Here is an 18,066-nt window from a genome sequence, read left to right on the forward strand (position 1 = left end):
ATTAGCCCGCGTGTTTACGCCTTTGTTTTCCCACAAAGTGTAGTCATATATTCACGCGGCTTATAGTCAATAATATTGATTCAGAAAAGAGAGAAATCTGAACAAATTATCCCATTCTCTGCCCGCGGATCGTCATATTGCTGGTCTGCGCCAGTGACATTCCTCGAGTCTCCGGGGCAAACGCTACGGAAATCAACAAGCCAAACAGCGAGATACCCGCCCCCATTAGCATCGTGTTACTGATACCGTAATTATTGATAAAGATCGGTAGTGCCCAGGTCGAAACAATGGTGCCAATACGGCTTAAGGACATAATCACGCCCACGGCAGAGGCGCGGATATCTGTCGGGAAGAGTTCATTAGGATAGAGCCACTGCAAATTACCCGGCCCGCCAGAGAAAAAGGCATACACCGCAAAGGCCATCACTACCAGCCAGATCCCCATATCCGGGATCAGCCCCAAAACCGCCAGCGCCAGCGTCATCATGGCAAAGCTGCCAATCAACAATGGACGCCGTCCGGCAGTGTTTAACCACAGCATCGGCGGAATACAGCCGAGCATAAAGAACAGGCTAATCACCACGTTCCCCAGCGCCGCGTTTTTGCCAACACCCAATCCCAACAAACCAACGATTTGCGGGCCAAAGGTGTAAATGGCGAACATTGGGATCACCTGGCAGGTCCAGATGGCGGCAACAAACAGAACAAAAGGAAAATGGCGGCGATTAAACAGATCGCGAAAACGGGTTTGCTGCGGCTGCTCTTCATCGAAAGCCACCGGTTCGCCAAACAGTTTTATCATCATCTCTTCGCACTCTTTTACTCGCCCTTTGCGTAATAACCAGCGGGGAGATTCAGGCAGTTCGAATCGACCAATCAAAATCAACAAACAAGGGATCGCCGCGCTACCCAGCATCCAGCGCCAACCACCTTCCACATCATAAAGCCAGTAGCCGACCAGATCGGCACAGGTCGCGCCGACATACCACATCGCGGCGATAAAGCTGATGGAAAACGCCCGCTGACGGGTACTGGAGAACTCGGTGATCATCGAAGTGGCGATGGGATAATCTGCACCGATGACAATGCCGATGAGTACCCGCATCACCAACAGTTCGACGGGGGATGAGACAAACATCGTCGCCACCGATATCACGCCGATGGCGATGATATCAATGAGGAACATTTTGCGCCGTCCGAATTTATCGGAGATATAGCCAAACAGCGATGTGCCAACGAACAGCCCGGCGAGCGTTCCCGCGCCCAGCAAGCCAATCCAGTCAGCGTCCAGTTTCAGCGCCGGAGTCAGTTGCTCCAGCGCCACGCCAATCATTACCAGTACATAACCATCCAGAAACGGACCACCGCTTCCCCACAGCAAAATGCGGCGGTGAATAGAGGAGAATTTGAGATCGTCAAAGTTTCTGGACGGTTGCATGGGTTATTCCTGTTTTTTTGCAATGAGAGTCAGTACGGCGTTACGTATCAAACCAACATCAGCCGTAACGGAACTCCACACCAAAGGTGCCGCGCGGGTATTCCCACTGTTCCAGCGCCGACCCCAGCCCCAGAATGCGACAGGTGCCGCACTCCAGACATCCGGCGTAATCGAAGCGCACACTGCCGTCATCCTGCTTCTTGTACAGACCTGCGGGGCACGCTTTCACCAGCAGCTCCAGCGCCTGTTTATCAGCATCGGCCTTCACAACAATGTGCGGATGCTCTTCATCGACATTGAATTTATTGACGCCCAGTTTGACGTCCACATTGACGGGAGAAGTCATAAAACGGTCACTCCTTTCATGCCATCCTTGATTAGATTGATGAAGCCCACTTTCTTGCCATGGCGGAGGATTTTCTTGCGCATCAGTTCTGGCGCACTGCCGTCAATGGTGAACAGGTCACACGCCACGCCCACCGCCAGTTCCGGGTAGCCGCTAAACATGCGTGGGTTATCAAGGAACGCCGGTAGTTTCTGGTACATACGCATATCGCGCAGCGGGCCACTCTCAAGATGCTGACGATATTCCGCCAGTTTTTGCTTACTGAAATCGTCGCTTTTCATCGCTGAAAGCACAGTTTTTGCTGCGGCTTCCCCGGCGGCAATCGCCAGATCCATACCGCGAATGGTAAAACCGAGGTTCATACACATTCCGGCGGCATCACCGGCAATCAATACGCCGTCACCAACCAACTCCGGCAGCATGTTGATGCCTGCTTCCGGCACTACGTGAGCGGAATATTCCACCAGCTTGCCACCCGCGATCAGCGGTGCAACGGCCGGATGTTGTTTGAAATCTTCCAGCATTTGCGGCACCGATTTTTTCGCGTCATGCAGATGATGGAGACCACAAACCAGCCCCAGCGACAGGGTGTTTTCATTGGTATAAAGAAAACCGCCGCCCATCAGGCCATCGGTGGGTGATCCCGCAAACAGGCAAGCCGCGCCCTGATTACCCTGCAACTGAAAACGGTCTTCAATAACCGACTTCGGTAACTCGATCAGTTCCTTCACGCCAACCGCCACATCCGTCGGTTTGACGCGTTTTGCCATCCCCAATTTTTCGGCAAGGATGGAGTTCACCCCATCAGCAAGGATCACCGTTTTCGCTTCAATCACATCGCCATCGGCTTCTACACCGACGACTTTGCCATCGCGCTGTACGAGGTTATCGACGCGGATCCCGGTAATTAACTGCGCGCCCGCTTCTTCGGCCTGCTCCATCAGCCAGGCATCAAATTTACTGCGCAAAACGGAGTAAGAACGCTGGGATGGCGAGGTTTCGTCACCATTGCAGTAGTCCATAGTCATCGCTGACTTTTCCGTCATAAACGCGAGTTTTTCATGGGTGATCAGGCGTTCTACGGGGGCGGAGTCGGCGAAACCAGGAATAATGTGTTCCAGACTGTGGGCATAGAGACGCCCGCCGGTGACGTTCTTGGCACCTGCGGAATTGCCACGCTCGATAACTAACACTTGCGCACCTTCGCGGGCGAGCACCAGTGCGGCAACCGAACCGGCAAGCCCTGCACCGACGATGATGGCGTCAAAGATATCTTCGGACATAAGAGCTCCCTGTCAGCGGCAGGGCCAAAATGCAGCCCTGCCAGAGTGGATCAACGCGCTAAAGCTGCGGTCAGCGCCGGAAGGATCTTCACGGCGTCGCCAACAATGCCGTAATCCGCGTACTGGAAGATCGGCGCATTTTTATCTTTATTGATGGCGAAAATGGTTTGCGACGCGTTAGCGCCAACCATGTGCTGGATCTGCCCGGAGATCCCCACCGCCAAGTACAGTTCAGGTTTCAGCATCAGGTTGGAGATACCGACATAGCGTTCGTGCTCCATCCATTTTTCGTTTTCCGCCACCGGACGAGAACAGGCCAACTCCGCACCTATCGCCTTGCAAAGCTGTTCTGCCAGCGCAATGTTCTCTTTGCTGCCAATACCGCGACCGACGCTGACCACCAGACGGGCTTTGTCGAGATCGACGCTGTTGCTCTGGCGCGCCTGGGTTGCCGTGCGGGTAATCGCCACAGCCGGAGCCTGCCACTCCACGGTGTGCGTTTCGCCAGTGCGTGACGCGTCTGGCTGAGCCGCATCGAACGTGCCGCTGCTGATGGTCAGTACCGCATACGGCGTGGCAATGCGTTCTTCGCCAATCGCCAGACCACCGTAAACCATGTGTTTCACTGTCGCTTTACCGTCCTGTACGCTGACGGTGCTGGCATCGTTAGACACCGCCGCTTTAAGGCGATAACCCAGTTTTGCCGCCAGTAATTTGCCGCGACGGGTGTTTGGCAGCAGCACCAGGCCGTCTGCGCCGTGCTGGCGAATAGTGTCAGCCATGACACCGGCGTAATCTTCGATCATCCGATCGTCCGGTTTGCCGTTTAATTTCCAGACATGATTAGCGCCGAGCTGGATTGCCTGTGCGCCGTCGGCATCATTGAGGACAAAGGTGTTGATTTGATTAGCTAAAGCCTGCGCACCGTTCATCAGTTCCGGCAGACGAGAAGGGGTATCGCTGAATACCCAGACTTGAGAAAACGTGTTCATAGCATCCCCTGTAATTAAATGACTTTGCGAAGATTTTCAGCAAATGCGGCGATCTGTTCTTCGCCGTCGCCTTCAATCACGATGCGCTGACGTTCGCGCTGTTTCGGCGCGGCAACCTGTTGTTCTGACCAGGCTGCCTCTGCGTTAAAACCAATATCCGCCGCCGACCATACCTGGACGGGCTTTTTCGCCGCGCCGAGAATGGCTTTCATCGAAGGAATTTGTGGGGAATTGATATCAGTGGAAACAGCAACAACCGCAGGCAGCGGAATGCTTAAGGTTTCGGTTTCATCTTCCAGTTCGCGCTCAACGGTGAGGGTATCTGCAGTCAGGGAGATAATTTTGCTGACGCCGTTAACTGCCGGAATATTGAGGATTTCGCCTACCAGCAAACCAACCTGCTGGGCATAAAGGTCGGAAGAACCATCGCCACAGAGGATCAAATCAAAGCCTGCTTTCTGGGCGGCTGCAGCCAGTGCGCTCGCCGTTTGTTGCGGCAGTGCCTGCTCGAACTGGTCATCAATTACCACAATCAGTTCATCCGGGCCGCGCGATAACACATCTTTACGCCCTTTGGCGTTGGTCAGGGCTTTACCGCCCACACTTAAGGCTGTCACCTGCGCCTCTGCTGCCTGTTGCTTTAGCTGGCAAGCCGCTTCAATAGCGTTGAGATCGTATTGGCTTATTTTGGCATCGGCTTTGCTGAAGTCTAATGAACCATCAGCATTATTGACCGCAATATCCTGTTCATCAGGCACGCACTTATAGCAAGTAATAATCTTCATTGCATCTCCAGAAATCATGAAGGAAACGTCGTTCATATCGGTGGTGTTAATTACAGATATCACGCCCTTTAATTTGGAAATAAAACTTTAATCACCAATATTGAAAATGTCACACGCAGATAAATCCAACTTTCAATATTGTTAAGTTCCTCACCAATATTGAAAACACGGCGTAGCAAAAAGAAATTTTCAATATTGTTTTATGGATCACCAATATTGAAAGTCAGATGTTATTTTTTTACTCACAATAGAGCATAACAAACTGATTATTAATCAAAATTAACGAAAAAACGCCCTCTATTCACCCGAAACAAAAATGTGATACCAATCACAGAATACAGCTTATTGAATACCCATTATGAGTTAGCCATTAACGCGTCCACGAGGTTAATAATAATTATATTAAATGTTAACAAAAATAAAACAAACGGGAACGCAAAATAAATATTCGTTTTCACAGTGGAATTAACTCATGAAGAATGAAAAGAGAAAAACGGGAATAGAACCGAAGGTTTTCTTTCCGCCGTTAATAATCGTCGGCATACTTTGTTGGCTTACAGTCAGAGATCTGGATGCAGCGAATGTCGTTATTAATGCTGTATTCAGTTACGTCACCAATGTATGGGGATGGGCATTTGAATGGTATATGGTGGTGATGCTTTTCGGTTGGTTCTGGCTGGTGTTTGGCCCGTATGCCAAAAAGCGTTTAGGTAACGAACCGCCAGAATTTAGCACCGCCAGTTGGATCTTTATGATGTTCGCCTCCTGTACGTCTGCTGCCGTACTGTTCTGGGGATCGATTGAGATCTACTACTACATCTCCACCCCGCCGTTTGGCTTAGAACCGAACTCGACAGGGGCGAAAGAGTTGGGGCTGGCTTACAGCTTGTTCCACTGGGGACCTCTGCCGTGGGCCACTTACAGCTTCCTTTCAGTCGCCTTCGCTTACTTCTTCTTTGTCCGCAAAATGGAAGTGATTCGCCCCAGCTCGACACTGGTGCCGCTGGTAGGTGAAAAACACGCCAAAGGGTTGTTCGGCACTATCGTCGACAACTTCTATCTCGTCGCCTTGATCTTCGCGATGGGTACCAGTCTGGGCCTTGCCACGCCGCTGGTGACCGAGTGTATGCAATGGTTGTTTGGCATTCCGCATACCCTGCAACTGGACGCTATCATCATTACCTGCTGGATTATCCTCAACGCCATTTGCGTCGCTTGCGGTCTGCAAAAAGGGGTACGTATCGCCAGTGACGTGCGTAGTTACCTGAGCTTCCTGATGCTGGGTTGGGTGTTCATTGTCAGCGGTGCCAGCTTCATCATGAACTACTTCACCGATTCGGTGGGGATGTTGCTGATGTATCTGCCGCGCATGTTGTTCTATACCGATCCCATCGCTAAAGGCGGCTTCCCGCAGGGCTGGACCGTGTTCTACTGGGCATGGTGGGTGATTTATGCTATCCAGATGAGTATCTTCCTCGCCCGCATCTCCCGTGGTCGTACTGTGCGTGAACTGTGCTTCGGCATGGTGCTGGGGCTGACAGCGTCAACCTGGATCCTGTGGACTGTACTCGGTAGTAACACTCTGCTGTTGATAGATAAAAACATCATCAACATTCCAAATCTGATCGAACAGTACGGTGTGGCGCGCGCCATCATTGAAACCTGGGCCGCTCTGCCACTCAGCACCGCCACCATGTGGGGCTTCTTCATCCTCTGCTTTATTGCCACCGTTACGCTGGTTAACGCCTGCTCTTATACCCTGGCGATGTCCACTTGCCGCGAAGTACGCGATGGTGAAGAACCACCGCTGCTGGTGCGTATCGGCTGGTCAATTCTGGTTGGCATTATCGGTATTGTTCTGCTGGCGCTCGGCGGCCTGAAACCGATTCAAACCGCCATTATCGCCGGAGGATGCCCGCTGTTCTTCGTCAACATTATGGTGACGCTCTCCTTTATTAAAGACGCGAAACAGAACTGGAAAGATTAATTAACCCCCAAAATATCAAGAGGTTGAAAGATGGATTTTAATTTAAATGATGAGCAGGAACTGTTTGTCGCCGGTATCCGCGAACTGATGGCCAGCGAAAACTGGGAGGCCTATTTTGCCGAGTGCGACCGTGACAGCGTCTACCCGGAACGTTTTGTCAAAGCACTGGCGGATATGGGTATCGACAGTCTGCTGATCCCTGAAGAGCACGGTGGTCTGGACGCGGGGTTTGTTACTCTCGCCGCCGTGTGGATGGAGCTGGGACGTCTGGGGGCACCAACCTATGTACTGTACCAGTTGCCGGGCGGGTTCAATACCTTCCTGCGCGAAGGCACACAAGAGCAGATCGACAAGATTATGGCTTTCCGCGGCACCGGTAAGCAGATGTGGAACTCAGCGATTACCGAACCGGGCGCGGGCTCCGACGTGGGTAGCCTGAAAACGACTTATACCCGTAGAAATGGTAAGATTTATCTTAATGGTAGTAAGTGTTTTATTACCAGTAGCGCCTACACCCCGTACATCGTGGTGATGGCGCGCGACGGGGCTTCTCCGGACAAACCTGTCTACACCGAATGGTTTGTTGATATGAGCAAACCGGGCATCAAAGTGACCAAACTTGAGAAGCTCGGTCTGCGTATGGATAGCTGCTGTGAAATCACCTTTGACGATGTGGAACTGGACGAGAAAGACATGTTCGGTCGGGAAGGTAACGGCTTTAACCGCGTCAAAGAAGAGTTCGACCATGAACGTTTCCTGGTAGCCCTGACCAACTACGGTACGGCGATGTGCGCCTTTGAAGATGCGGCGCGCTACGCCAACCAGCGCGTGCAGTTTGGCGAGGCTATTGGTCGTTTCCAGTTGATTCAGGAAAAATTCGCCCACATGGCGATCAAATTAAACTCCATGAAAAACATGCTGTATGAAGCAGCGTGGAAAGCAGACAACGGCACCATCACCTCTGGCGATGCAGCGATGTGCAAATACTTCTGCGCCAATGCGGCATTTGAAGTGGTGGATAGCGCAATGCAGGTGCTGGGCGGTGTCGGGATTGCGGGCAACCACCGCATCAGCCGCTTCTGGCGTGACCTGCGTGTAGACCGCGTTTCCGGAGGATCTGACGAAATGCAGATCCTGACGCTGGGTCGTGCGGTGCTGAAGCAATACCGCTAAGTCCGTGCGCTGCCTGATGCGACGCTGACGCGTCTTATCAGGCCTACGGGAGCACGAATGTAGGCCGGATAAGGCGTTTACGCCGCATCCGGCAGTCATGCGCTACATAAATTTTTCAGGAGCAAATAATGGATCATCTACCCATGCCGAAATTCGGGCCGTTGGCCGGATTGCGCGTTGTCTTCTCCGGTATCGAAATCGCCGGACCGTTTGCCGGGCAAATGTTCGCAGAATGGGGCGCGGAAGTTATCTGGATCGAGAACGTCGCCTGGGCCGACACCATTCGCGTTCAACCGAACTACCCGCAACTCTCCCGCCGCAATTTGCACGCGCTGTCGTTAAATATTTTCAAAGATGAAGGCCGCGAAGCGTTTCTGAAATTAATGGAAACCACCGATATCTTCATCGAAGCCAGTAAAGGTCCGGCCTTTGCCCGTCGTGGCATTACCGATGAAGTACTGTGGCAGCACAACCCGAAACTGGTTATCGCTCACCTGTCCGGTTTTGGTCAGTACGGCACCGAGGAGTACACCAATCTTCCGGCCTATAACACCATCGCCCAGGCCTTCAGTGGTTACCTGATTCAGAACGGTGATGTTGACCAGCCAATGCCTGCCTTCCCGTATACCGCCGATTACTTTTCTGGCCTGACCGCCACCACGGCGGCGCTGGCAGCACTGCATAAAGCGCGTGAAACCGGTAAAGGCGAAAGTATCGACATCGCCATGTATGAAGTGATGCTGCGTATGGGCCAGTACTTCATGATGGATTACTTCAACGGCGGCGAAATGTGCCCGCGCATGAGCAAAGGTAAAGATCCCTACTACGCCGGTTGCGGTCTGTATAAATGTGCCGACGGCTACATCGTGATGGAACTGGTGGGCATTACCCAAATTGAAGAGTGCTTTAAAGATATTGGCCTCGCACATCTGCTTGGCACGCCAGAAATCCCGGAAGGCACTCAGCTTATCCACCGTATCGAATGCCCTTACGGCCCACTGGTTGAAGAGAAACTCGATGCCTGGCTGGCGACACATACCATCGCGGAAGTAAAAGAACGCTTTGCTGAACTGAATATCGCCTGCGCCAAAGTGCTGACCGTACCGGAACTGGAAAGCAATCCACAGTATGTGGCTCGCGAATCAATCACTCAGTGGCAAACGATGGATGGTCGCACCTGCAAAGGGCCGAACATCATGCCGAAATTCAAAAATAACCCCGGACAAATCTGGCGCGGAATGCCCTCACATGGCATGGACACGGCTGCCATTTTGAAAAATATCGGCTACAGCGAAAACGACATTCAGGAGTTGGTCAGCAAAGGTCTGGCCAAAGTTGAGGACTAAACGCGTGGCGTCAGTCGGCTTGCCTGACTAGCGCCCGCCCAATAACAAACGAACAAAAATGGATAGAGGTGCAATGGATATCATTGGCGGACAACATCTACGTCAAATGTGGGACGATCTTGCGGACGTTTACGGTCATAAAACGGCGCTGATTTGTGAATCCAGCGGCGGAGTCGTTAACCGGTATAGTTATCTTGAGTTAAATCAGGAGATTAACCGCACGGCAAACCTGTTTTATACGCTGGGGATTCGCAAAGGCGACAAGGTTGCACTACATCTCGACAACTGCCCGGAATTTATCTTTTGCTGGTTCGGGCTGGCAAAAATTGGCGCGATTATGGTGCCGATTAACGCCCGCCTGTTACGCGAGGAAAGCGCGTGGATCCTGCAAAATAGCCAGGCGTGCCTGCTGGTAACCAGTGCGCAATTCTATCCTATGTATCAACAGATTCAGCAGGAAGATGCCACTCAATTGCGGCACATTTGCCTGACAGATGTGGCACTTCCCGCTGATGATGGCGTGAGTTCGTTTACTCAACTGAAAAATCAACAACCTGCCACCTTGTGCTATGCACCGCCGCTATCGACTGACGATACGGCGGAAATTCTCTTCACCTCCGGCACCACCTCCCGACCGAAAGGTGTGGTGATTACCCATTACAACCTGCGCTTCGCTGGATATTACTCCGCCTGGCAGTGTGCACTGCGTGACGATGACGTCTACCTGACGGTAATGCCTGCGTTTCATATCGATTGCCAGTGTACTGCGGCGATGGCGGCGTTTTCTGCCGGGGCCACCTTTGTGCTGGTCGAGAAATACAGCGCCCGCGCCTTCTGGGGACAGGTACAGAAGTACCGCGCCACCGTTACCGAATGTATTCCGATGATGATCCGTACCTTGATGGTGCAGCCGCCTTCAGCGAACGATCGGCAACACCGCCTGCGGGAAGTGATGTTTTATCTCAACTTGTCGGAGCAGGAAAAAGATGCGTTTTGTGAACGCTTCGGCGTTCGCTTGCTGACGTCTTATGGGATGACGGAAACCATTGTGGGCATTATCGGCGATCGCCCTGGCGATAAACGACGCTGGCCGTCGATTGGTCGAGCGGGGTTTTGCTACGAAGCGGAGATCCGCGACGATCACAATTGCCCGCTCCCGGCAGGTGAGATCGGTGAAATCTGTATTAAAGGCGTACCAGGGAAAACCATCTTCAAAGAGTATTTTCTCAACCCGAAAGCCACTGCGAAAGTGCTGGAAGCTGATGGCTGGCTGCATACCGGTGATACCGGATACCGCGACGAAGAAGGCTTTTTTTATTTCGTCGATCGCCGCTGCAATATGATCAAACGCGGTGGCGAGAATGTCTCCTGCGTGGAGCTGGAAAATATCATCGCCACCCATCCGAAAATTCAGGACATCGTGGTTGTGGGTATTAAAGATTCGATTCGCGATGAAGCCATCAAAGCATTTGTGGTGCTGAATGAAGGTGAAACATTGAGCGAAGAGGAATTTTTTCGCTTCTGCGAACAAAATATGGCGAAATTTAAAGTGCCCTCTTATCTGGAGATCAGAAAAGATCTGCCACGTAATTGCTCGGGGAAAATAATTAGAAAGAATCTGAAATAAATGAAACGGCAGGGAACTACCCTGCCAGCTAATAATCACGCTCTAAAACAATATGCATTTTTTGCAGGAATGTTGTCGTCCCTGAAAAAGCAAAAATGGAGAAAAGGAATGAGTGAATCATTACATCTGACCCGCAATGGATCAATTCTGGAAATTACCCTTGATCGCCCAAAAGCGAATGCTATTGATGCAAAAACCAGCTTTGAAATGGGCGAAGTATTTCTAAATTTCCGTGACGATCCGCAATTACGTGTCGCCATTATTACCGGTGCCGGAGAGAAATTCTTTTCCGCGGGCTGGGATTTAAAAGCGGCAGCAGAAGGCGAAGCACCGGATGCTGACTTTGGCCCGGGTGGTTTTGCGGGATTAACCGAAATTTTCAATCTCGACAAACCAGTTATCGCAGCTGTGAACGGCTACGCCTTTGGCGGCGGTTTCGAACTGGCGCTGGCGGCAGATTTTATTGTTTGTGCCGATAACGCCAGCTTCGCCCTGCCGGAAGCCAAACTGGGCATCGTTCCTGACAGCGGCGGTGTGCTGCGTCTGCCGAAGATCCTGCCGCCTGCCATCGTCAATGAAATGGTGATGACCGGCAGACGAATGGGCGCAGAAGAGGCGCTGCGTTGGGGGATAGTCAACCGCGTGGTTAGCCAGGCGGAACTGATGGATAACGCCCGCGAACTGGCGCAGCAGCTGGTTAACAGCGCTCCGCTGGCGATTGCGGCGCTGAAAGAGATCTACCGCACCACCAGCGAAATGCCGGTAGAAGAAGCGTATCGCTATATTCGCAGCGGCGTGTTGAAACACTATCCGTCGGTTCTGCATTCGGAGGATGCCATTGAAGGGCCGCTGGCGTTTGCCGAGAAGCGCGATCCGGTGTGGAAAGGACGTTAACAACCGTGAGCTATTACGCCTTTGAGGGGTTAATTCCGGTGGTTCACCCGACGGCGTTTGTCCATCCCAGTGCCGTCTTGATTGGCGATGTGATTGTGGGAGCCGGTGTCTACATCGGCCCACTCGCCTCACTGCGTGGTGACTACGGGCGGTTGATCGTGCAAGCGGGAGCCAATATTCAGGATGGCTGCATTATGCATGGCTACTGCGACACTGACACCATTGTTGGGGAAAACGGCCATATCGGGCACGGAGCGATCCTGCATGGTTGTGTGATTGGTCGCGATGCATTGGTCGGGATGAACAGCGTGATTATGGATGGCGCGGTCATTGGCGAAGAGAGCATTGTTGCCGCCATGAGCTTTGTCAAAGCGGGCTTTAGCGGCGAGAAACGCCAGTTGTTGATGGGTACGCCAGCCCGCGCTGTACGCAGTGTTAGTGACGACGAGTTACACTGGAAACGGTTGAATACCAAAGAGTATCAGGATCTTGTCGGGCGCTATCATGCATCGTTACATGAAACGCAGCCGTTGAGGCAAATGGAGGAAAATCGCCCCCGTTTGCAGGGGACAACGGATGTGACGCCTAAACGGTGATCTTGCCGGATGCGGCGTAAACGCCTTATCCAACTCTGCTGGAGAGCAACCGTAGGCCGGATAAGATGCGCCAGCATCGCATCCGGCGATAGCTGTCGGATGCGGCATAAACGCCTTATCCAACCCGGCTGGAGAGCAACCGTAAGCCGGATAAGATGCGCCAGCATCGCATCCGGCGACCAGGTCGCACGGTATCATCGAAATGACATTAACGACGCATACTCTTTGACAACATCATCTGCCACTTCTGCTCGCGGTTAAGTTCCGTGAGCGGAACGGCAGGAATACGCGGTGTCTTTCTTACGCCGACTAATTTTTCCCGACTGTTATTGCGCAGGCGCGCGTAAATTTGTTCATCGATATCGACCACTTTAACCAGTCGCTGACACTGGCATCCCCGCCCTTCCAGCTTATTAGGGATCATCTTAACTTCGCAGTTTATTTCTGTGACTTCCGACAGAATATAAGTCAGGGTATTAACCGCCTTGCTGTGTTCAATATCGAAATGAATAGAGATCTCTCTTGCTATCACCCACCGATTTTCAGCCATCATCCATTCGGCGATTAACAAGTAGAGTGGTTTTTCAACATATCCTTCACACATACGAACTCCAGTTTCACAAATTAAAAGTCTGGCTATGACTCGTTTTGAAGCAATTAAACAAGGCCATATTAAAATTGTGGATATATCGATAGTATGCAACTTCACCGTCGATAAGTGTGAGCTAAATCCTGCTTATGTCATCAAAAATATCGATTCCCCAAAAGATTTACTTAATGGGCAAAAAAAAACGGTCCTCATCAGAGAACCGTATTAGTTATTCGATCAAATTAGCGGATGAAAAATATCTGCCATGACACGCTATTATTTGATCTGTGCGTGCATTTCCTGCACCGAAATTACTTTTTCAGTCGCATCGGCATTCAGCGCCATCGCGGTGGCAAAGCCGCCGTTCAGGGTGGTGTCGTAATGCACTTTATATTGCAGCGCACTGCGACGAATCACGCGGGAGTCTTCAATCGCACGACGGCCTGAGGTGGTGTTGATGATGTAGGTATATTCGCCATTCTTGATACGGTCCTGAATGTGCGGACGGCCTTCATGCACCTTGTTTACCAGACGCGGGTTGATACCTGCTTCGCCCAGCACAATCGCCGTGCCGTGGGTCGCATCCAGCTCGAAGCCCTGTTTCAGCAGTTTTGCCGCCAGGTCCACCACGCGTTCTTTATCGCCTTCGCGCACGGAAAGCAGCGCACGACCGTGTTTCTTCATGGTGGAGTTGCTGCCCAGCTGCGCTTTGGCAAACGCTTCAGCGAAGGTGCGGCCCACGCCCATGACTTCCCCGGTAGAGCGCATTTCTGGCCCTAACAGCGGGTCAACGCCCGGGAATTTATTGAACGGCAGCACCACTTCTTTCACCGAGTAGTACGGCGGGATAACTTCTTTGGTTACGCCCTGCTCAGCCAGCGATTTGCCAGCCATCACGCGCGCCGCCACTTTTGCCAGCGGTACGCCGGTGGCTTTGGAGACGAACGGAACGGTACGCGCCGCACGCGGGTTAACTTCAATCAGGTAGACTTCGTTGTTTTTCACCGCAAACTGCACGTTCATCAGGCCGCGCACCTGCAATTCGAAGGCCAGTTTCTGCACCTGCTGGCGCATCACATCCTGAATTTCCTGACTTAAAGTGTAGGCTGGCAGCGAACATGCGGAGTCACCGGAGTGCACGCCCGCCTGCTCAATATGCTCCATGATGCCGCCAATCAGCACCATTTCGCCGTCGCAGATGGCGTCCACATCCACTTCTACCGCGTCATCGAGGAAGTGGTCCAGCAACACTGGCGCATCGTTAGACACGCTGACCGCCGTCTGGAAGTAGCGACGCAGGTCTGCTTCGTCATAGACGATTTCCATCGCCCGACCGCCGAGAACGTAAGACGGACGTACCACCAGCGGGTAGCCAATCTCTTTCGCCTTCTCTACCGCCATTTCGATAGCGGTAACGGTGGCGTTCGCCGGTTGCTTCAGTTTCAGGCGGTCAACCGCGTGCTGGAAGCGTTCACGGTCTTCCGCACGGTCGATAGCATCCGGGCTGGTGCCGATAACCGGTACGCCAGCGGCTTCCAGTGCACGCGCCAGTTTCAGCGGGGTCTGACCGCCGTACTGAACGATAACGCCTTTCGGCTTCTCAATACGCACGATTTCCAGCACATCTTCCAGGGTTACCGGCTCGAAGTAGAGGCGGTCGGAAGTGTCGTAGTCGGTGGAGACGGTTTCCGGGTTACAGTTAACCATAATGGTTTCGTAACCGTCTTCGCGCAGCGCCAGCGAGGCGTGTACACAGCAGTAGTCGAATTCGATACCCTGACCGATACGGTTCGGGCCGCCGCCGAGAACCATGATTTTTTCACGGTCGGTAGACGGATTCGCTTCGCACTCTTCTTCATAAGTGGAGTACATGTAAGCGGTGTCGGTGGCGAACTCTGCCGCACAGGTATCCACGCGCTTATAAACCGGGTGCAGGTCATACTGGTCGCGCAGCTTGCGGATTTCCGCTTCGCGCACGCCCGCCAGTTTTGCCAGACGCGCATCGGCAAAGCCTTTGCGTTTCAGCTGGCGCAGGAATTCAGCGTTCAGGCCAGTGATGCCCACTTCCGCTACTTTCTCTTCCAGACGCACCAGTTCTTCAATCTGTACCAGGAACCAGCGGTCAATATTGGTCAGGTTGAAGACGCCGTCCACAGACAGGCCCGCACGGAACGCATCGGCGATGTACCAGATACGATCTGCGCCTGCGTCTTTCAGTTCGCGACGGATTTTGGTTAACGCTTCCGGGTCATCCAGGCTCACTTTCGGGTCGAATCCAGTCGCACCGACTTCCAGGCCGCGCAGCGCTTTTTGCAGGGATTCCTGCTGCGTGCGACCAATCGCCATCACTTCGCCAACCGATTTCATCTGAGTGGTCAGACGGTCGTTAGCACCGGCGAATTTTTCGAAGTTGAAGCGAGGAATTTTAGTAACCACATAGTCGATGGACGGCTCGAAGGAGGCCGGAGTACGTCCGCCAGTGATGTCGTTCATCAGTTCGTCGAGGGTGTAACCCACCGCCAGTTTCGCCGCCACTTTAGCAATCGGGAAACCGGTCGCTTTCGACGCCAGCGCCGAAGAACGGGACACGCGTGGGTTCATTTCGATAACAATCAGACGACCGTTTTTCGGGTTCACCGCAAACTGAACGTTGGAACCACCGGTTTCAACGCCGATTTCACGCAGCACCGCCATCGAGGCGTTACGCATGATTTGATATTCTTTGTCGGTCAGCGTTTGGGCTGGCGCGACAGTGATGGAGTCACCGGTGTGGATGCCCATCGCATCGAAGTTTTCGATAGAGCAGACGATGATGCAGTTGTCGTTTTTATCACGCACCACTTCCATCTCGTACTCTTTCCAGCCGATCAGCGACTCATCAATCAGCAACTCTTTGGTCGGAGAGAGATCCAGACCGCGGGCGCAAATTTCTTCAAACTCTTCACGGTTATAAGCGATACCGCCGCCGCTACCGCCCATGGTAAAGGATGGGCGAATAATGCACGGGAAGCCCACGTCAGCGGCAACCGCCAGCGCTTCTTCCATCGTGTGTGCGATACCGGAACGCGCGGTTTCCAGACCAATTTTCTTCATCGCTACGTCGAAACGACGGCGGTCTTCTGCTTTATCAATCGCATCGGCAGTGGCACCAATCATGGTGACACCGAACTCTTCCAACACGCCCTGACGTTCCAGCTCCAGCGCGCAGTTCAGCGCCGTCTGACCGCCCATCGTTGGCAGCACCGCGTCCGGGCGCTCTTTTTCAATAATCTTGCGTACAACTTCCCAGTGAATCGGCTCGATGTAGGTTGCATCAGCCATTTCCGGGTCGGTCATGATGGTCGCCGGGTTGGAGTTCACCAGAATGACGCGGTAACCCTCTTCACGCAGGGCTTTACACGCTTGCGCGCCAGAGTAGTCAAACTCACACGCCTGACCGATAACAATCGGGCCCGCACCCAGAATCAGGATACTTTTTATATCTGTACGTTTTGGCATGGCTCTTTTACTCCTGATTACTTAGCGGTTTTACGGTACTGCTCAATTAACTCGATAAAGTGGTCGAACAACGGCGCGGCGTCGTGTGGACCAGGGCTGGCTTCAGGGTGCCCCTGGAAGCTGAATGCCGGTTTATCGGTGCGATGAATGCCCTGTAACGTACCGTCGAACAGGGATTTATGCGTGACACGCAGGTTTGCAGGTAATATTGCTTCGTCCACCGCAAAACCGTGGTTCTGGGCGGTGATCATTACCACGTTTTTCTCCACATCTTTAACCGGATGGTTGCCGCCGTGGTGACCAAATTTCATTTTGACAGTCTTCGCACCGCTCGCCAGCGCCAGCAGCTGATGACCGAGACAGATGCCGAATACCGGAATATCGGTTTCGAGGAATTTCTGGATGGCGGTAATGGCGTAATCGCACGGGGCCGGGTCGCCAGGACCGTTGGAGAGGAAGATGCCGTCTGGATTCATTTTCAGCACATCTTCCGCAGAAGTTTGCGCCGGAACGATGGTCAGGCGACAGCCTCTATCCACCAGCATCCGCAGGATGTTGCGCTTGGCACCAAAATCATAAGCCACGACGTGGAACGGCAGCTCGTCTTCTTTTTTCGCTTCTGGCAGGCCACCGGTCAACGTCCAGCTCCCTTGTGTCCAGCTATAGGCTTCTGCGGTGGTCACTTCTTTTGCCAGATCCATGCCATTCAGACCTGGGAACGCGCGGGCTTTTTCTAACGCCAGCGCCGCATCCGGGTTATCGCCCGCGATAATGCAGCCATTCTGTGCGCCTTTCTCGCGCAGTAAACGCGTCAGCTTACGGGTATCGATATCGGCAATCGCCACGATGTTATGGCGTTTCAGGTAAGAAGAGAGGTCTTCGGTATTACGGAAGTTGCTGGCAATCAGCGGCAGGTCGCGAATCACCAGACCTTGTGCATGTACCTGAGAAGATTCTTCATCGGCGTCATTGGTGCCGACATTGCCAATATGGGGATAAGTAAGAGTAACGATTTGACGAGAATAGGAAGGATCAGTGAGGATTTCTTGATAACCGGTCATTGAAGTATTGAAAACGACTTCCCCAACCGCCGAACCTGTTGCCCCTATGGCCCGACCGTGAAACTGGGTTCCGTCTTCCAGAACCAATAGCGCTGACTTAATCAAAACACCCTCCAGAGAATATTCACTCACTTTATTTGCATATTAATTCACAATGATGACGTAAATCAATGCAAATCTGCTTACCGACGAATTTCTGGCAAACGGCGGCATTCTGGAGATATGGGCGCTAAAAGTCAACTTAATGGCAGGATTTTTTATATTATTTTGTGGCTCATGCATGTTTTACAGGCATTAAGCGGCAAAAAGATCATATAACCTGTTCTGGAAAACGCTTGCGCAGCAAGAAGATTGCATGAAATAAAAGCGAGTAGGGAAAAGTGGACCAAATGGTCAAAATTTACATTAAAACAACAAAAACCGAAGACAAAACATGTAATTTTTGGCACTT

14 protein-coding genes are annotated in these 18,066 nt (G+C 52.4%); 6 read left to right on the forward strand and 8 right to left on the reverse strand.

What is annotated here, in order from left to right:
• Nucleotides 1-106: 106 nt before the first annotated feature.
• From AB4H76_RS19440 to AB4H76_RS19460, 5 genes are read right to left on the reverse strand one after another with little or no spacing between them, the layout of a single operon-like run.
• Nucleotides 107-1,438, reverse strand: a complete 1,332-nt coding sequence (locus tag AB4H76_RS19440; RefSeq protein ID WP_077492493.1) for an MFS transporter — start codon at nt 1,436-1,438, stop codon at nt 107-109.
• A 58-nt stretch (nt 1,439-1,496) separates the two neighbouring features.
• Complete coding sequence (gene fixX / locus AB4H76_RS19445) at nt 1,497-1,784, reverse strand: ferredoxin-like protein FixX (RefSeq protein ID WP_000203741.1); 288 nt, start codon at nt 1,782-1,784, stop codon at nt 1,497-1,499.
• Nucleotides 1,781-3,067: an FAD-dependent oxidoreductase gene (locus AB4H76_RS19450; RefSeq protein WP_085452773.1), complete on the reverse strand. Its 1,287-nt coding sequence runs from the start codon at nt 3,065-3,067 to the stop codon at nt 1,781-1,783. Before AB4H76_RS19450 ends, fixX begins: the two co-directional genes overlap by 4 nt.
• Nucleotides 3,068-3,117: 50 nt before the next feature.
• Nucleotides 3,118-4,059 (reverse strand): electron transfer flavoprotein subunit alpha/FixB family protein, encoded by a 942-nt coding sequence (locus tag AB4H76_RS19455; protein ID WP_001091499.1) that lies wholly within the window; start codon nt 4,057-4,059, stop codon nt 3,118-3,120.
• A gap of 14 nt (nt 4,060-4,073) precedes the next feature.
• A complete protein-coding gene (locus AB4H76_RS19460) occupies nt 4,074-4,844 on the reverse strand; it encodes an electron transfer flavoprotein FixA (protein ID WP_000692204.1) in 771 nt (256 codons plus the stop codon).
• Between the two features lie 472 nt (nt 4,845-5,316).
• On the opposite strand from AB4H76_RS19460, the gene caiT reads away from it, so the two are divergent.
• From caiT to caiE, 6 genes are all read left to right on the forward strand, one after another.
• Nucleotides 5,317-6,831: an L-carnitine/gamma-butyrobetaine antiporter gene (gene caiT, locus AB4H76_RS19465; protein ID WP_000787103.1), complete on the forward strand. Its 1,515-nt coding sequence runs from the start codon at nt 5,317-5,319 to the stop codon at nt 6,829-6,831.
• Nucleotides 6,832-6,861: 30 nt separating this feature from the next.
• Nucleotides 6,862-8,004, forward strand: coding sequence for a crotonobetainyl-CoA dehydrogenase (gene caiA, locus AB4H76_RS19470; protein ID WP_000347117.1), 1,143 nt, complete (start codon nt 6,862-6,864; stop codon nt 8,002-8,004).
• Between the two features lie 128 nt (nt 8,005-8,132).
• The gene (caiB, locus tag AB4H76_RS19475) at nt 8,133-9,350 is read left to right on the forward strand and encodes an L-carnitine CoA-transferase (protein ID WP_000349924.1); all 1,218 of its coding nucleotides are present in this window, start codon (nt 8,133-8,135) and stop codon (nt 9,348-9,350) included.
• Nucleotides 9,351-9,423: 73 nt separating this feature from the next.
• Nucleotides 9,424-10,977, forward strand: coding sequence for a crotonobetaine/carnitine-CoA ligase (gene caiC, locus AB4H76_RS19480; protein ID WP_000351353.1), 1,554 nt, complete (start codon nt 9,424-9,426; stop codon nt 10,975-10,977).
• A gap of 108 nt (nt 10,978-11,085) precedes the next feature.
• Nucleotides 11,086-11,871, forward strand: coding sequence for a crotonobetainyl-CoA hydratase (caiD, locus tag AB4H76_RS19485; RefSeq protein WP_001295419.1), 786 nt, complete (start codon nt 11,086-11,088; stop codon nt 11,869-11,871).
• Between the two features lie 5 nt (nt 11,872-11,876).
• Nucleotides 11,877-12,467, forward strand: a complete 591-nt coding sequence (gene caiE / locus AB4H76_RS19490; protein WP_000122886.1) for a carnitine operon protein CaiE — start codon at nt 11,877-11,879, stop codon at nt 12,465-12,467.
• 208 nt (nt 12,468-12,675) lie between these two features.
• On the opposite strand, the gene caiF is transcribed toward caiE, so the two are convergent.
• From caiF to carA, 3 genes are all read right to left on the reverse strand, one after another.
• Entirely contained in the window at nt 12,676-13,071 is a 396-nt protein-coding gene (caiF, locus tag AB4H76_RS19495) for a carnitine metabolism transcriptional regulator CaiF (RefSeq protein ID WP_077491427.1), read from the reverse strand.
• A 261-nt stretch (nt 13,072-13,332) separates the two neighbouring features.
• Nucleotides 13,333-16,554, reverse strand: coding sequence for a carbamoyl-phosphate synthase large subunit (gene carB / locus AB4H76_RS19500; protein ID WP_001126349.1), 3,222 nt, complete (start codon nt 16,552-16,554; stop codon nt 13,333-13,335).
• A 17-nt stretch (nt 16,555-16,571) separates the two neighbouring features.
• Nucleotides 16,572-17,720, reverse strand: coding sequence for a glutamine-hydrolyzing carbamoyl-phosphate synthase small subunit (gene carA / locus AB4H76_RS19505; RefSeq protein WP_001351917.1), 1,149 nt, complete (start codon nt 17,718-17,720; stop codon nt 16,572-16,574).
• Nucleotides 17,721-18,066: the final 346 nt, after the last annotated feature.

The organism is Escherichia sp. UTM R2 (assembly GCF_048593455.1).
In the GTDB taxonomy this organism is placed as follows: domain Bacteria; phylum Pseudomonadota; class Gammaproteobacteria; order Enterobacterales; family Enterobacteriaceae; genus Escherichia; species Escherichia coli.

Coding starts and splice junctions, on each gene's coding strand:
- AB4H76_RS19440 (WP_077492493.1), bottom strand. CDS start 1,438: ATGCAACCGTCCAGAAACTTTGACGATCTCAAATTCTCCTCTATTCAC.
- fixX (WP_000203741.1), bottom strand. CDS start 1,784: ATGACTTCTCCCGTCAATGTGGACGTCAAACTGGGCGTCAATAAATTC.
- AB4H76_RS19450 (WP_085452773.1), bottom strand. CDS start 3,067: ATGTCCGAAGATATCTTTGACGCCATCATCGTCGGTGCAGGGCTTGCC.
- AB4H76_RS19455 (WP_001091499.1), bottom strand. CDS start 4,059: ATGAACACGTTTTCTCAAGTCTGGGTATTCAGCGATACCCCTTCTCGT.
- AB4H76_RS19460 (WP_000692204.1), bottom strand. CDS start 4,844: ATGAAGATTATTACTTGCTATAAGTGCGTGCCTGATGAACAGGATATT.
- caiT (WP_000787103.1), top strand. CDS start 5,317: ATGAAGAATGAAAAGAGAAAAACGGGAATAGAACCGAAGGTTTTCTTT.
- caiA (WP_000347117.1), top strand. CDS start 6,862: ATGGATTTTAATTTAAATGATGAGCAGGAACTGTTTGTCGCCGGTATC.
- caiB (WP_000349924.1), top strand. CDS start 8,133: ATGGATCATCTACCCATGCCGAAATTCGGGCCGTTGGCCGGATTGCGC.
- caiC (WP_000351353.1), top strand. CDS start 9,424: ATGGATATCATTGGCGGACAACATCTACGTCAAATGTGGGACGATCTT.
- caiD (WP_001295419.1), top strand. CDS start 11,086: ATGAGTGAATCATTACATCTGACCCGCAATGGATCAATTCTGGAAATT.
- caiF (WP_077491427.1), bottom strand. CDS start 13,071: ATGTGTGAAGGATATGTTGAAAAACCACTCTACTTGTTAATCGCCGAA.
- carB (WP_001126349.1), bottom strand. CDS start 16,554: ATGCCAAAACGTACAGATATAAAAAGTATCCTGATTCTGGGTGCGGGC.